Below are 15,963 nucleotides of genomic sequence, written 5' to 3'. Positions count from 1 at the left end.
TAATCTGCACTTCAACTTTACAAGCATCCTGCCCAAAGCACAACAAAGAAAGCTACTTGCGCAGATTAACAATGGAAGCAAGGAGAGACACACTCTCTTGCATAGCCATCCTTAATGGACTCGAGATTATATCAAGAAAATAGCGTCTATCTGCTTTTGATGACTTTAACCGTAATGAACTCAAAAAGCTTTCTTTTTACTAGTTTGAAAGCATCGACGCCACGGCGCAATGGTGCTGTAAGACGCCAAAAAAAGGCCTGCTGCATTTGCTCAAGTCTTTCATTGCTAATGCGCAACTCCTCTTTCAGCAATGATGCTGAATCATCAGGGATTGACGATCCTTCCATGGCATTCACCTGTTTTTGGAGACCATGGAGCGTGTCAAGCAAATCAGCAAAGGTTGAGATTATGGTCTGGTCCCTCTCCAACTGTCCGGTCTGGCAGTCAGCGGATAGAATCGTATTGTTATGACGAAATTCAAGAGAAGGTTCACCCTCAGACAAAATCTGATCATATTTACCTATCAAGAAAGAAGGCACTGCGTGAAACAGCTCACAGAAAAGATCAGAAGAAAAGCCACCGGACTCAAGTTGGCTATATAGATCTCTGCAAAAAAAGGTGAGCTCTCCTTGACTAGAGCCTTGATTAGGAGCGCTTACTTCGGAAAAAGTACCCAACTGATTACGGCGAAGATGCGGACGAGTGCACTCAGCATGCTTGACGAGAACATGCCGACGCACATCCATATCAGGCTGCTGCAGGCTTAACGAGGGGGCTACAAAAGAGATCACGCGGTCGATCTGATCGGCTTGACCGTCCATAAGAGTCTCATAAGAAATCAAGGCATCGAGAGACGGATCAAAGAAGAGGGAACAGCCACGGTTGTAAAGCCACCAAAGCAATAAACCCTTCTCTATAGAAAAACCATCACGCCAATGCAAAGACTGAGCAACCTCAAGGGGGTTGCGCATTGGGATTAGACAGGGAACCCGCTTAAGCAACAAATGCTGAAAAAGTGGAAACGTAATTGAAAGGCGAGGATCTTTATCAACCCAGCCCACCTTAAGTGCATAGGCTTCAAAATCCTGTTTCCGCTGATTAACACAATGCAGGTATTTACCCTGACTCCACCACACAGGCAACAATGGGGGGCGATCCCATGCATATCCTGCCAGTTCAAGCAGCTCATCATTAAATGGACGCAGTAAAGTGGACTCGAAGTAACCACGAGGATTGTCAACAGTTCTATCTAGGTCTGAGGGTCGAGAGCAATTCATAATGGCTGTCAACAAACTCGAGACGTATGACGTACCCGAGCGATGGCAGCCAGCAACAAACATTTTTTACTTCTGATCTTAAAAAATCAGATTAACACATCATTTCTTGAAGCCTGTGATTCACAAAACCGATAGCAATAAACTAGCGCTACTCTCAGCCACTATGAATAGTTTGAGATGCTTAGATTAACGTCACAATTCCTGCCAATTTGCTTTGATCAACTAGCTGGCAGCATAAGGCCTCACTGGGAGGCAGGTCCTTCCCGAGGCAATGCAATCGAGGCTTATTGTGAATATTTAGATGCACCTATTCCAGATCAACCCATAGCAATCCATTGCCATGTGTATTACCTAGATCTTCTGCCTACATTTATCGATGCATGGGAAAATATTCCCAATCGCTGGCTTTTAATCAATACGGATACAAGCACTAAAGCCAGAGTCATCGAAGTCATGCTGAAGGCTCGCAAGGAATCCTGCTATCACATTAAAATCTGCCCAAATCGAGGGCGAGACCTTGCCCCAATGTTGATCAACTGGAGAAAGGAAATTGAAAGCTGTGAGCTATTAATTCACTGTCACACAAAAAAAACGCCGCATGCCGATGGAATCTTTGGCAAAAAATGGCGAGGGTCTCTGCTTCAAGCCACCTTCCCAAAAGAGAAAAATTGCATCTTATTTCAACAATTATTGCAGAAAAAGAATGCTGGTCTCATTTTCCCCTGGCCGCATCGGTCTGTTGCTCATGTCGTGAACTGGGGGAACAACTTTCCTCAGATCTACTCCTTGATGAAAGCAATGGGACATGAAATCAACAGAGACACATTCTTATTTTTCCCAGCTGGTTCTTTTTTCTGGACCCGAGTCGATGTTCTACAGTCTTTATTCAATCTAGAGCTAAGAAAAGAAGACTTTAGTCCGGAACCAATTGGAATTGATGGATACCTATCTCATTCCATTGAGCGATGCATTGGTCTTTTGCCCATGCTGATGAACCGGCGCAACTATGCCTACTGGATGAGCGATGATGTAGATGAAATCGATTCTGGAGTTCATGAAGACCTCTTGGCTGAATTACCACTCGAAAACGAAGTCACTCCATCTTCCACATCCTTATTCAACCAAGGAATGTCTCAAGCACTCGCTTCGTCAGGGCCAAGAGTTCAGTCCATCCCGTTGCCGCGATGCCAACCAAGAACTCATTCAATGGGATGAGTTGCTATATCTGTGAAAATTATTTAGCACACAATGAGGGCAGGACTCAATGATGATTTTTTCTACCCTCCCAGCACAACCTTCTGTGTGAGGTAATACCATATCAAAATGGTGAAACAAAAGCTCGTTCACAATCGAGACTTACAACTTGTATGTGAAACTGATTCGAGTAATACTTCAATCCAAGTAGCCACCTCCCAAGCTCACTCGGCAATGAGCTCAGAGAAAAGGAACAAGCACTCATTAGTCAAAGCGTAACAAGCTTTAGAGATCATCAAGACAAAAGGAGTGTGCCAGAAATATGCATACTTATACTCCGAAATATCGCGTAAAGACAGCTCACAAAAAAATATGGCGCTGCTCCGATAGAAAATCTAAAAGTGGGGGATGATCCCAAGCTGACGGGCAAAGAGGTGGGTGGCTCCAACTGCACCCGATTCGCCCAAGAAGCTGATCATTGCATTCAACTAAGCGACGCGATTCATAAAAGCCCAATGGATTATCAAGCGCAGGAGGAGCACGCTGAGAAGCTTCATCCCAGCCAAGTTGGAGGACTTCGCCAACCAAAGAAGCCAACAGTGAAGTCCCTGAGGGATAACATCCGGCGACAAGCATAAAAGAGCCTCAGAATGATTACCTGGACAAAGTCAAGCAATATGCCCAAGCATTAATCTTACTGGGCTGATCAATCAAGTCAGAAAAGGCTCAACGACTATTCTGAAGATCTTCAGTACCTTTGGTAAATACATCCGTAAGCAGAGTGATGACTGGACGCTGACGCACAATGACATTCGTAGAGACTTGCATTCCTGGAGCAAGACGGCTCATTATAAATTTCTTATCCTCATTAGGCTCTAGCTCAACAATCATGGGAAACGTATTTGGCCTACCTGAGCTCTCATTCTCCCGAAGAGAGTCCGCACCAATTCTCAAAACACTTGCCTTTAAGTAACCATATTCACCTGGGGGAAAAGAGGAGACAGCAATTTTTACAGGCATTCCTTCCCTAACAAATCCGAGGTCACTATTAGAAAGAAAAACCTTGGCTTTCAAGCCACCGTCGGGGATAATCCTCATAACCTCAGCTCCATTACCAACCACGCTGCCAGGAGCAACCATGAGGTTAAAGACTGTGCCTGATTGCACCGCTTTCAAAGTGAGGTTACGTCGCTGCTCTGAAAGCGCTACAAGCCTAGCCTCTAGACTGAGGATCTGGCGGTTGTTTGCAATGACCTGTCGGCCTGCTCTTGCAGTTACAGCATTGATCTCTTCCTGTGTCTGAATAACGCGAGATTCAAGCTGCTGAATCTCATCGACAGATGCAAGATAATTAAACTTTGTATAACCACCACTTTCGTAAAGCATTTTAATCGATTTCAACATCTCCTCCTTGAGTTTAAGAGTACGATTTTCCGATGCAAGCTTTGCCCTCAACTGCCTTAATCGTGATGCTATCTCCTGAACAGTGAGCTGCAGAGATCTGGTTTTATCCTCATCAGCAATCAACTCAGGAGGAGCTGGGAGCTGGGTACTCGCATAATTGCCTTGTTGATCAAGGAGCAAGTTGTACAACTTATTCTCATAACTATAAATAGCCAACTGTTTCCGAGTGGCCGCCAACTGGGCCTCAGTACCTTCGTTTTGCACGACCATGAGAGATTCCCCCAAGGAGACCTCCTCTCCTTCCTTCACGAAAAGCTGCCTGACAATGCCCCCAGTAGGAGTTTTCACGGCCACCTTTCCAGTCGCAGGTTCCAGTGTTCCAATCGCCATGACAGTCTGATCCACCTTGCCTAAAAAGCCCCAAATCACTGCTGCGGTGGTGCCTGCAGCAATCGTCCAGATAACAAGCCCACCCCAATGGTGAGACTGCTCAAGCAACCCCGGGCTATCGTAAAAAACAGCCTTACGCTGAGCAAGCTTAATTGGCAAAATACGTGCAAGTAGTTTACCGGGTTTTGACAGTGCACCGGGTTTTGACTTTTCAAGCCCCTCCTTATCTGCTAATGGACTATCTTTTTCTTCAGATGTCAAAGCTGAATCAGGTGAAGAATCAGAGTCAGGCACTTGAGGCATCCTGTTGTCGATAAAGGGCGTAATAAAGACCTTTGCGGGCCAATAGTTCCTGGTGAGTTCCCACCTCCTGAAGCAATCCATTCTCTAACAACATGATCGCATCAGCTGAACGAATCGTAGCCAGTCGATGGGTGATAAAGAACACTGTGTCTCCTGATAACTCCCTACGCAAGTTCTCACATAAAGTTCTCTCAGTAAGATAATCTAAAGCACTAGTGGCCTCATCAAGAATCAGCATCCGAGGGCGACTAAGAATTGCTCGCGCAATCGCTAAACGCTGACGCTGGCCACCAGACAAGGATGCACCCCGCTCCCCAACGCGAGATCCATATCCCTGAGGCAAATCCATAATAAATCCATGGGCACAGCTAATACGGGCAGCATGAATAACCTCTTCATCGGAAGCATCCGGTGCATTAAGCGTAATATTTTCACGCACAGTGCCATCGAACAACATGGAGTCTTGAGGAACGATACCTATCTGTTGGCGCAAGGAATCAATATCAACTTTGGCGATGTCGTAATCATCAATGCGAATCACACCTTTCTCAAGCCGATAAAGTCGTGGTAAAAGCTTCATGATCGTACTTTTGCCACTGCCGCTCTGGCCGACGATGCCGACAAATTTGCCGGCTTCGATGCAAAAACTTACCGACTTCACCACAGGAGGTAAATGGGGGTTGAAGCTAAAACTCACATCCTCAAATTCCACCTTGCCGCTAATCGGTGGCAGAGCAATCGGAGTCTCATCAACAGGTTGCTCTGTGGGTGCATCAACGACATCGGAAAGACGTTCAATGGAAATCTGCAGACCCTGAATCGTTTGCCAAGTCCCCGCAAGACGGATGATCGGACCAACAACATTGCCGCTAATGATGCGGAAGGCAATCAGCTGACCAATAGTCAAGTCACCCTTTAGCACCAAATAGGCTCCAACCCAGAGAACAGCCAAACCTCCGACCTGCTGAAAAAAGCCACCAATTGCACCTGAGGTCGCTCCAATCAATGAGGTTCGAAAACCGGCAGAGATCGTACGGGCGTGTCGCTGTTGCCAACGCCAGCGGAGAGTCGTCTCAGCATGCTGCGCCTTAACAGTCTGAATCCCCGTTAGGGATTCAATCATCAAGCTCTGTGCAGCAGCAGCTGATTCGGCAGCAATGCGCAGCTGGCGCTTAATGATCGGAGCCACCAAATAAACCATTGCCAAATAAAGAGGCACCACACTTAAAGATACAGCTGTTAGCAGACCGCTATAGCTAATCAGAACGAAGAGATAAATTACCCCAAAAACCACATCAAGAATCAAAGTTAAGGCTGTACCAGTTAGAAATCCACGGATACTTCCTAACTCTGCAATACGTGTTGAGATTTCACCGATCGGTCGCTTATCAAAAAAATCCAGTGGCAGCTTAAATAAATGGGTAAAAATATTTCCGGTTGTCGCAATATCAATCCTATTGGTCGTATCAGTAAAAAGAAAAGTGCGGATCAAGCTTAAAATATTAGAGATCACACTGCTACCAATAAGAAGCACACCAAGGAAGTAAAGGGTATTAAAGTTCTGCTGACCAATAACCTTGTCAATAATCTGCTGAATGAGCAGTGGCTGAGCTAGATTGAATATTTGCATAAAGAATGACGCAACAAATACCAACGCCAAAGACTTCCGATACCTCTGCAAATAAGGAAAGAAGTAGGTAATATCAAATCGACGGGTTGATGTATCTGGGCGACGGCTGATAGCAACAGCACGAGCAGAAGAATGTTCTTTTTCAAGACTTGCCAAGTCCACATATCGCTCTCCCTCACGCGGATCAATGACCCGCAAGTGCCCATGTCGTTCGCCTGTAAGGAGAACAAGAGAATCCTCATCAGGAAGTTCAAGCAAGGCCGGCAAGGACATCCGAGCAAGATGAGCCACCGGTATATTCATTAAAACTGCAGAAAGTCCCAGACTGTCAGCGATCTGGCCAAGACACTCAAGCGTAGGCGAAGGCTTTTCTCCAACCATGCCCTTCAACATTCGATCAACAACATCGCGTCGGAATGGCACACTGAGAGATTCACAGATCATCTGCAATAGCGCGATTCCCTGTTCAACTCCGCTACTGCCAAAAATGGGTTTCACCAGCAGGCCCTGCCGATCCTTTTGAGGGCGAGGATTCTCCTCCTGCAATGCTGCCTTCAGCAGGGCTTCCCCATCAGGGTTTTGCCATTCGGGCAAGGCTTCGACAACCTCTGCATCGGACTCAGGCTCGCCATTTGTCTCCAAAGGCAATGAAGACACTGAGGAAACCATGAGCTCCTCCAGCGCTGCAGCAGGGCAACCGATCAAGCGAAGGCCATGGGTTGATCGCTCCAATGCCTGAAGCAAAGACTCACGAGAGAGGCCTTTTGGCCCTTTTAAAGATATCTCTGCTAAAAAATGATCGTGGCAGGGCAATAACCAGCTCGTGCTGTTATCAGAGGTCAAGCCATCTAGATCGGAAAGGCTAAGCAACTGCGCCGTTGTCAATGAAGACTGGAGATGATCCAGCTCATCGAGAATGGAGCGATCCTGACGGGGTCGCTCCACGAGCAAAGGACGCAGGGCCGCATAAACATCCTCCCGCTGAGGATGAGATTCCACCCAAGCCGCCAAAGATGGCACCTCTTGCCACCAGCGCTGCCACAACTCCAATGGAACTGCCAAAAGTTTGGTTGGGCCGGTGGTGCGGCAAGTCGACGCAGCAACTCCCTGCAAGCCGCTCCAGAGTCCCCACCACTCGCCAGCGTGAACACGACGAATCGTAAACGCCTGCCCCATAGCATCCCTACCGCTGACGCGAAGGGTGCCATCGACGACAAGGCATACATAGGCAAAAGGGACATTCTCAGCAGCTAGCTGCTGACCTACGTCCAATTGCCAGGCTTGAACCTGATCTTCACTGGAGGCTAGCAACTCTGGATCCACCCGATCCAATGGAGCAGACCCAAGCAATAGCCGCACCCTTGACGAAATGGATGCAGTCATAAGGAGGGAAGGTACTCAGGAGGCTCAATACTCTCACCCGACTGAAGAGCGGTCAGCTGGCTAGCAAGCCACTCTTGATAAAGCTCATTGATCAATTGCTCTTGCAGCTGTTCATTAAAACGGGTAGTAATTCGGGTATCAAGCCGCAACAAAATATGGGAATTATCAATAAGAAGGGGACCGATCAAATCACCCTCATTCGCCTGTTCTAGGCGACTATTCACCTCAGCATTACCCGTATTTGGGTGAATAGGACCCACGCGACCTCCCTGCGCACTTTCCGGCCCCTCAGAGAAACGAATAGCCGCGGCGGCAAAATCCATCTCTCCCTCACGAATCGCTAGAGCAAGCTCTTCAATGCGGGGGAGACTACTGCAGCGAAGCATAGAAAAGATAATTCGGTCTCGCTGACGTTTGGTGCGACTGAAGTGCTCCTCAACATGCAAACTAAACGCCGAATTACGAAACAACCTAAGACGCTCTTGGCGACAGCTTTGTTCATCACCAAGCTCATCACAAAGTTGTTGACTAAGCGGTACTAATGCGGCAATCAAATCCTCTAACCAAGCTGTAAGCAGAATATGTGTCCGTCCCGTTCGCTTCATCAATTGGAAAGAAGGAGTGTCTAATTCAGGCCAACGCCACCGACCCACTTCATCAAGCTCTGGTGGAATGGCTGGACTTGGTCCTTGCCAAGAGCATTGGGATTGAATTGCTATATAACCCTGCTTGTCGAACGATTGAATACTCATAGGAACAGAATCATTTGTTGATTTTAGCTGCTTCTTTCTTTTCGCCAAGCAACATGAGCAAACGGTCCCGAACTTGTTCAAGAACACTGCTCCAATCGCCCAGTTGCCGCTGCCGAATTAAAGTCATGGAACGATACCAAGGCGTGTCCGACCTCCCCCGCATCCAGCGAAAATCAGCATTGTGCTGAAGCATCAACCAAACGGGCTTATCCAGAGCTCCAGCGAGATGAGCGACAGCAGTATCAACTGTCAAGACAAGATCCAACTGACTGATCACACAGGCCGTGTCCAAGAAATCATTCAGATCCGCGGCATGGTTGACTACCCCCCGCTCCCCTAACCATGGAACGAGCTGATCAGCATCTGAACCAATCTGAAGCGAATGAACCACCACTAATCGCTGCTGCCGCCAATCTTCAAAAAGCTGCATCAGCGGCTCTAAAGACATTGATTTATCCTCATACATATCTTTGTTATCTGGTCCAGAAGCCCAAACGAGGCCAATATGAATAGCAAAAGGTTGGCGATGCACACGCAACTGCTCAGGAACTTGACTGGGCTCTCGTAAATAACCAGGCATCATCGGCACAGTGTCGCGACTCGTGCCACAAAGCCGAGGCAAGCTCAATAGAGCCACATGATGACGAAAGCCTTGCAACTCCTTGGGTATGTGCTCAACAATCGCCGGAGTATGAGGTACCAAGCACTCACGCATGAGTGAAATCAAGGGCTTGCGGGTGGACAGGGTTACCTGAACACCTGCCTCGATAAGAATTGGTATGTACCGTACAAACTGGATATTGTCGCCATAGCCTTGCTCAGCCCAAACCAATAATTTCTCACCACGTAGTTTGTCGATGTCACCATCCCACATTTGATGTGGAAGTGGAGTTTTGACCTTGTCAGGCAAGCTCAATCGTGTGTCATAAAAGTGCCATCCTTCTTCGAACTCACCAATTGTGAGCAAAGTCAGTCCAAGGTTAAACTTGGCATCGTTGCAGCTGTCATCAAGAGCAACCCCACGCCGCAAGGCCTGACAAGCCTCTTCAAAACGCTCCTGAACTGAAAGAGCACTACCCAAATTGATATAAGAAGGGGCATGCTCGCTCTTCTGACTAATCGCCATCTCAAATGAATCTATGGCCTTGTCCCAACGTTCCTTGAGCTGCCAAGTCAGGCCCCAATTGCAGTGCATATCAGGGTTGTGATGCTCTAATTCATCCGAAAGACCATAGTGGGCAATAGCCTCATCAAGACGCTTCTGATCACGTAAACAATTTGCAAGATTATGATGAGCAGAGGCATGTTTAGGATTATTTGTTAGGCATCTCTGGAAGTTATTTATCGCTTCATCTTGCCGATCTAGCTCACACAATGCATTGCCGCAATTGTAATATACATCCGCAAATCCTGGCTGCAAGCGAATCACCAATTGATAGGAACGGATAGCTTCCTCTATGCGGCCAATTTTGCGCAAAATGACACCATAGGTGTTCAAATATGTTGGGTTGGTTGGATCCTGTGCGACAGCAGCGCGGATAGCAAGCTCTGCTTCTGGCCCACGTTCAAGCTGATGCAAGCAGGCCGCCTCCAAATGGCACATCTCTGCTTTGAGCAAGGAGGATGGCTTGCCTGAATCTGCTTCTGCTTTATCTATAACCAGCCTGGACTGCTCCAGAGCCTGCTCCAGACGGCCAGAATGGTAGTGATCAAGAGCCACCGATCCAAGAGCCTGAATTTCAGTGCTGGAGAAGGTCACTGGCGAAGCTGCTTGAGCACAGTCAATTTCAATTATCTATCAAAGGGCATGGGAAACTTACTGAATCGCGAATCAGCTCTGTGAGCAAAAAGGGTACTTCCCGCAAAAAGGGTACTTCCAAACTAAAAGGCCCAAAGGGGATCAAAGCTTCAGCAGTCAAATCGCCTGTTGGTCAAGACAATCCAGCTGAATCCTTTTTCCAAACAGGTTGCCTAGCTCACCAAAAGGGAAATCTTTGTAAAGCTATTGAAGCCTACAAAGCCTGTGTAAATGCTAATCCAAGCCATACGAGTGCTTGGCGAAACTTAGGAGCGTTGCTACGTCAACAAGGCCAAGCAGCTGAGGCCAGAAAATGCACTGAAAGAGCTCTTCAGCTTGACAGCACAGACGGATCGCTTTGGGGTAACTATGGGAATGTACTGCGTGATTTAGGACTACTTGAGGAATCTGCTGATGCCTTCCGCAGCGGACTACAGCGAAATCAAAAATCTCAAGGACTACTACACGGCCTTGTTATCACTCTTGGACATAAAGGGGAGCACCAGCAAGTTATCGAGCTGCTTACTCCTGTTGTGGAAGCAAACAGCAACCCAATAAACGGAAGCAATAGCCTTGCAGAGCTGCTGCTAGAGCTGGGCAACGCCCATCATGCTCTTGGCCAAAAGGATCTCGCGCTTCAATATTGGCATCAAGGCACCCATGGAGCTGAAGGCGATAAACGCCTATTCATTGGTCTGAACATTGCGCAAGTACTCTGCGGCGATCAGCAATTTGATCAAGCCAGCAAAATCTGCGAAAGTCTCGAGCCTCTATTCCCCAACAGTGCCAACCTCATGTATGCCGAAGGCGTGATCGCCAAAGGCAAAGGTCAATACGAAAAAGCAATCAATCTTTTTGAACACTCACTAAAATTAGATCCTGCCTATCCGATCTGCCTCAACACATACGGCCTTCTGCTTCGGGACATTGGTCGAAGCCATAAAGCCAGGGGTTGCTTCGAGGAAGCATTGAAACATCATCCAAGCTTCGGGCCAGCCATGAACAATCTGGGCTCGGTGTTGAAAGACGTTGCTCGCTATCAAGAGGCTTTGATTTGGCTGCGCAAAGGAGCTGCCGCATTAGACAATCCTGCTGCTCATTCTAATGTGCTATTTACTCTAGTTGGCTATGAGCTTGAGCCTTCTGAAAAGCGCTTTGCCGAAGCCATTCATTTTGCCAAACGATTTGGGAAAAGCACTTTCGAACGCTGGCGGGATTGCATTCCCGACCCCGCACCCGAACGTCTACTGAAGATAGGGCTGATCTCTCCGGATTTCTGTCGACATGCGGTCAGCTACTTCGTGGAACCGCTACTAGAACATTGGGATCGAAACGAAATAGAAATCACGCTTTACTCATGTGGGGAGCAACAAGATGACTACTCAGCAAGACTCAAAGAGAAAGCAGATCAATGGCGCGATTTCCGCGGACAAAATGATGAGGCGTGCATCGCCCAAATCCAACGTGATGAAATCGACATCCTGATTGATCTAGCTGGGCACACTGCCGGCAATCGCCTTACTGTACTGGCCGCCAAACCTGCACCAATTCAAGCCACCTACCTGGGCTACTACGGCACCACCGGACTTAAAGAGGTGGATTACTGGATCACCGACAATGTCCTTCATCCCGTCGAGAACAATGGCAATGATCCTTGCTCTGAAACTCGATGGCACCTCAAACGTTGTTACGTCAGCTATCGGCCACTAGAAACGGCACCTCCAGTTTCACCACCACCATGCCTGACTCAAGATCAAATAACCTTTGGTAGCTTCAATCAAACCCGCAAAATCACAGAGCAGACTGCCCAGAACTGGTTGGCGGTTCTGGAGGCGGTGCCGAATTCACGCCTACTGCTCAAAAGCAAGAACCTTGGCGAAGAAGTTGAGCAGGCACGAGTTAGACAGCTTTTTTCAGCACTAGGCCTAGCCCCAGAGAGACTTGAATTGCGTGGACATTGCAACAGCCTCGAGGATCATCTGGCCACATATCAAGATGTAGACGTTGCTCTAGACACCTATCCCTACACAGGATGTACAACCACTGCAGATGCCCTTTGGATGGGAGTGCCTGTCCTAACAGTGGCAGGTCAATCGATGGTCAGCCGACAAGCAGCAGCTGTGCTCGCCGGCGCGGGATGCGCAGACTTGATCTGTGCAGACGCTGCAGCAATGACTTCAAGAGCCTTAGAGCTATCCAAGGATCGCGAAGCTCTACGCCATCGACGTCTACAACAGCGTCAACAATTAGCAAATAGTGAACTTTTAGATCACAAAGGACTTGCGAAAGAATTATCTACCAGTTTCCGCGAATGGTGGCATCTATGGCTGAACACACAAGGCTGGAAAAATCCTGACAGCCAAATGAAGCAAGCGGCCTGGCCCCTGGCCTGTTCAACAGCCAGTTCAATTCCTTTAGATGCAGATACTCATACTCCAAGCCAAAAACTTCCTATGTGGCTTGGAGCCATGACCCCTAACGATTCGCGAAGCTGGCAAGATCAAGGAATAGTAATAGTGCCACTTCAGACCCTTAGCACATGGGGTGGAACTGTGAAACTGTTCCGGCCTTACAACAAACAACGGGTTCTTGTCTGGATTGAGCAAGGTGTATCAGAGAAGGATCTGAGCTGGTGGCAAAAGGTATACCCCCAATTGCAATGGGATCTGCAAGGACCGCTCAGCAGATAATGCGACTTTTACTGGTCCATCAAAACTTCCCTGGCCAATTCCGAGATCTATCACCTGCCCTTTGCGACAAGGAACATGAGCTCAAGGCTATCGGCTGTAGCCAGCGCCCATGCGATAGCCGCATCGAAGTTCTGCGCTACGAGCATGGTGATCATCAGCTAAACGGTGCCCACAACCAAACGACGGAGGTGGATGACTGGATCCGACGCTCTGAGAAGGTGGCTGAACTTGCCATGAGCTTGAAGGAACGAGGCTGGGCGCCGGATGTCATCCTGGCCCATCCAGGCTGGGGCGAAGCGATGCTGTTGCGCGAAGTCTTCCCGGCCAGCCCACTGATCATCTGGCCTGAGCTTTGGCTAAAAGCCAACCATCTTGGATTGGACGCCGAACAACAACTATCCGTGCAGCAAATGCACTACTTACGAACCAAAAATTGGTTAGTGGACGGGGCCATGGCTGATGCAACCATCGCCGTCCTACCCACCCATTATCAGGCTAATAGCTTTCCCGCCCGTTGGCGCAACAAGATCCGCGTCATCCACGAAGGTGTACCCGAAGCGATGCTAAAGATTCCACGACTTCAACAACTCGCCCTCGGGAATGGAATCACACTTGGGCCTGAGGTACCTGTGGTGACTTTCATCAGTCGCAATCTGGAACCCATGCGCGGATTTCATACTTTCATGCGAGCCTTACCAGCTTTACTAAGACATCACCCTGAGGTGCAGATTGTGGTGGTAGGCGGAGATGAGGTGAGTTATTCGAGTGCCCCGGATAATAATCAAAGCTGGCGACAGGTAATGCTGAGTGAACTAAGTGGTCAGTTCGATCTTAAGCGAGTGCATCTTTTCGGCCGCATACCCCATGAACAACTTGTCAAGCTCTATCGCCGCAGCAACCTGCACATTTACCTCTCCAATGCTTTCGTCCTGAGCTGGAGCCTGCTCGAAGTGATGGCCTGCGGCACCCCAGTCCTGGCACAAGCCAATCCAATGATGGAAGAACTAATCAAGCCTGGAGTCAATGGTGCCTTATGGCGCGGACACCATCCCGAAAGCCTTGCCATGGCCATCGTGGAGTTGCTCAACCAACAAGAGCAGCTGAATCAATGGGGAGAGGCTGGCAAACTTCACCTGCAGCCAACATATCTACAATCTCACTGCATTAATCAACTAGAGACTTTGCTTCAAGAGCAAGCCGCTCGCTTCTGATTCAGCATCAACTGAAGCTGCTCAACGAACATCCGCGGCATGACATCCGTATCACAGACGGCAGAGGATCTAACCGTTTCAGCAAGCTCCCTTCTTGATGCAACACTCTTATAGCGATCTGTAAGCCATCGAGCTTGGCTAGACAAATCTCTAGGGTCTCTACAAATGTGATCAGCCAAGCCAGCATTTTGAAGCAAAGCTGCCGAGATGGCACCGGCGTAGTAAGGGGTTGGACAGGTCAGCACCGGAATGCCCATGGCCAATGCATCCAAGGTAGTGGTCGTGCCGCTGACTGGATGACTGTCGAGATGTAGATGAATACGGCCGTAGTCAGCCATAGCCTCACTGGCGGAGCGCGCATACGGGAGTGGCTGCAGCTGATTGGGAGCAACACCGGCATCCTGTAAACGAATCAAAAAGCGGCGGCGAACAGCAGGATCGTGAAAGGAATGACTACGGAACTGCAAGACCGCATCTGGGATGTCATGCAAGATTGCACCGTAACGCCGCAACGTTGAAGCCGTCAGTTTGCGAGTGTGATTAAAACTGCCAAGGACAGGATGCAGCGGCTCGCTGTAGCGGATCGATTCAACGGCTGGCAGATCATGAAGCTGCGGCAGATAACAAAGGCTTGAGCCTGGCAAGGCCCAGAATGACTCAGCTCCTGGATATGAAGAACTGATCCATTGCATCAGCGCCTGATCAACAATCCACCAATCACAACAGCAGGCATAGGTGGGGCCAAAAAACCCTAAATAAGTAGCCTGTACCGTCGCCAAGCGCTGTGAGAGAAATACGGGATGATTATCAGCTGTGTGGCCGCCAAGATCGAGAAATAAATCCGGTTGTTGCTGGCGAATCCTTGAGGCCATCTGAGGCACCTCGTTCGCCTCCAATGGCCACCATTCGTCTGAAAGCTGACGAAGCTCCTCACGGATCGGATCGTAATCACGAGGGTGACCAGCAACACTAATCACCTGAAAGTGCGACTTAAGCGTGCGGGCGATTGGCAGCCAGAAGCGGCCAACAGGATGGTTTCGCAAATCAGCAGAAACCACAACCAAAAGTGGACGCTCATTGATGGTGAGCCTCTTTGAGATTGGCTCAGCTATATGCTCTTGTTCGGATTCCACAGATCCGAGCATTTTTTTTGCTAGTTGATCGAAGTGGGTACACAACTGCTCCAGAAATTCATAGGGCAACTCCTCTAAACCCATCGAGATGAAGAGCAGATTGCTAATCGAAGCAATAGTGAAATCACCAGCAGATGCCTCATAGAGCCGGCGGAACAGATCAAGGCAACGTGATGCCTCACCAATAATGGAGAAAGCTCGAACATTATGGTCACTTATAGGGAAATAGCGGCCATCAATTTGTGCTGCTGCTGCTGAAATGAACATCTGCTCATAACGCCCTTGTGCCCAAGCAACCTGCAACATAGGTAGATAGGGTTGATTATTCGTATACCAATCACGAGGTTTCAACATGCGTTGCGGGGCACCCTTATTCAGGGATCCCGTTGGGTCATTTATCAAGCAGTGATAACTAAGATCCTTCCTTGCAGGAAACTTTAAATAGAGATGAATGGCCAAACGCTGAAGCAGGTGTATTTTTTCTTCCGTTTCAATCAACTGCGGCAAACGGTAATGAAGAATCCAAAGCATTAACGCATCAGGCAACTCTGCATAAGCAAGCAACTGCGTTAAAGCCTGTTTGGGCTCAGATGTGTTTCCTATCTTCTGTTGAAATCGCTCAAACGTAGTTAAAGGGGATCCTGTCACGTTGACGCCATGACTTCGCTGAACCAAACGACAGGCTTCTAAAGCTTGAACGACATCTAGATTCCCCCGCAAGCGTGCTGCATGAATAGCGACTTCTGCTTCCAAGCGTCGACCCTTATAAAAGGCTTCCTCCCAAGGAGAAAGCGGCAC

10 protein-coding genes are annotated in these 15,963 nt (G+C 48.5%); 4 read left to right on the top strand and 6 right to left on the bottom strand.

Going from position 1 to position 15,963, the window contains the following annotated elements; genetic code table 11:
• Positions 1-146 precede the first annotated feature (146 nt).
• On the bottom strand, positions 147-1,277 hold the full coding sequence (locus tag SIB66_RS04200) for a sulfotransferase family protein (protein WP_063405612.1): 1,131 nt from the start codon (positions 1,275-1,277) through the stop codon (positions 147-149).
• 177 nt (positions 1,278-1,454) lie between these two features.
• On the opposite strand from SIB66_RS04200, the gene SIB66_RS04195 reads away from it, so the two are divergent.
• Both SIB66_RS04195 and SIB66_RS04190 read left to right on the top strand, forming a co-directional pair.
• The gene (locus SIB66_RS04195) at positions 1,455-2,492 is read left to right on the top strand and encodes a rhamnan synthesis F family protein (protein WP_063405611.1); all 1,038 of its coding nucleotides are present in this window, start codon (positions 1,455-1,457) and stop codon (positions 2,490-2,492) included.
• Between the two features lie 380 nt (positions 2,493-2,872).
• Positions 2,873-3,109, top strand: a complete 237-nt coding sequence (locus SIB66_RS04190) for a hypothetical protein (protein WP_236070065.1) — start codon at positions 2,873-2,875, stop codon at positions 3,107-3,109.
• Positions 3,110-3,197: 88 nt separating this feature from the next.
• Here SIB66_RS04190 and SIB66_RS04185 read toward each other — a convergent pair whose 3' ends face one another.
• The 4 genes from SIB66_RS04185 to SIB66_RS04170 are packed head-to-tail and all read right to left on the bottom strand — an operon-like array spanning position 3,198 to position 10,092.
• On the bottom strand, positions 3,198-4,559 hold the full coding sequence (locus SIB66_RS04185) for an HlyD family efflux transporter periplasmic adaptor subunit (protein ID WP_063421421.1): 1,362 nt from the start codon (positions 4,557-4,559) through the stop codon (positions 3,198-3,200).
• A complete protein-coding gene (locus SIB66_RS04180; RefSeq protein WP_063405608.1) occupies positions 4,552-7,581 on the bottom strand; it encodes a peptidase domain-containing ABC transporter in 3,030 nt (1,009 codons plus the stop codon). Before SIB66_RS04180 ends, SIB66_RS04185 begins: the two co-directional genes overlap by 8 nt.
• Complete coding sequence (locus tag SIB66_RS04175; protein ID WP_063405607.1) at positions 7,578-8,333, bottom strand: peptidylprolyl isomerase; 756 nt, start codon at positions 8,331-8,333, stop codon at positions 7,578-7,580. The genes SIB66_RS04180 and SIB66_RS04175 overlap by 4 nt, the downstream gene beginning before the upstream one ends.
• A gap of 10 nt (positions 8,334-8,343) precedes the next feature.
• A complete protein-coding gene (locus SIB66_RS04170; protein ID WP_063405606.1) occupies positions 8,344-10,092 on the bottom strand; it encodes a tetratricopeptide repeat protein in 1,749 nt (582 codons plus the stop codon).
• Between the two features lie 80 nt (positions 10,093-10,172).
• On the opposite strand from SIB66_RS04170, the gene SIB66_RS04165 reads away from it, so the two are divergent.
• Both SIB66_RS04165 and SIB66_RS04160 read left to right on the top strand, forming a co-directional pair.
• On the top strand, positions 10,173-12,821 hold the full coding sequence (locus tag SIB66_RS04165; RefSeq protein ID WP_063405605.1) for a tetratricopeptide repeat protein: 2,649 nt from the start codon (positions 10,173-10,175) through the stop codon (positions 12,819-12,821).
• The gene (locus SIB66_RS04160) at positions 12,821-14,032 is read left to right on the top strand and encodes a glycosyltransferase (protein ID WP_063405604.1); all 1,212 of its coding nucleotides are present in this window, start codon (positions 12,821-12,823) and stop codon (positions 14,030-14,032) included. Before SIB66_RS04165 ends, SIB66_RS04160 begins: the two co-directional genes overlap by 1 nt.
• Here the strand turns inward: SIB66_RS04160 and SIB66_RS04155 are convergent.
• Positions 14,008-15,963, bottom strand: a complete 1,956-nt coding sequence (locus SIB66_RS04155) for a hypothetical protein (RefSeq protein ID WP_236070063.1) — start codon at positions 15,961-15,963, stop codon at positions 14,008-14,010. The two genes, SIB66_RS04160 and SIB66_RS04155, sit on opposite strands and share 25 nt — an antisense overlap.

This window comes from Prochlorococcus sp. MIT 1318 (genome assembly GCF_047304505.1).
GTDB classification, from domain to species: domain Bacteria; phylum Cyanobacteriota; class Cyanobacteriia; order PCC-6307; family Cyanobiaceae; genus Prochlorococcus; species Prochlorococcus marinus_D.
The sequence above is the reverse complement of the archived record's forward strand: the minus strand, read 5'-3'. Positions and strand labels throughout refer to the sequence as shown.

Coding starts and splice junctions, on each gene's coding strand:
- SIB66_RS04180 (WP_063405608.1), bottom strand. CDS start 7,581: ATGACTGCATCCATTTCGTCAAGGGTGCGGCTATTGCTTGGGTCTGCT.
- SIB66_RS04195 (WP_063405611.1), top strand. CDS start 1,455: ATGCTTAGATTAACGTCACAATTCCTGCCAATTTGCTTTGATCAACTA.
- SIB66_RS04200 (WP_063405612.1), bottom strand. CDS start 1,277: ATGAATTGCTCTCGACCCTCAGACCTAGATAGAACTGTTGACAATCCT.
- SIB66_RS04175 (WP_063405607.1), bottom strand. CDS start 8,333: ATGAGTATTCAATCGTTCGACAAGCAGGGTTATATAGCAATTCAATCC.
- SIB66_RS04160 (WP_063405604.1), top strand. CDS start 12,821: ATGCGACTTTTACTGGTCCATCAAAACTTCCCTGGCCAATTCCGAGAT.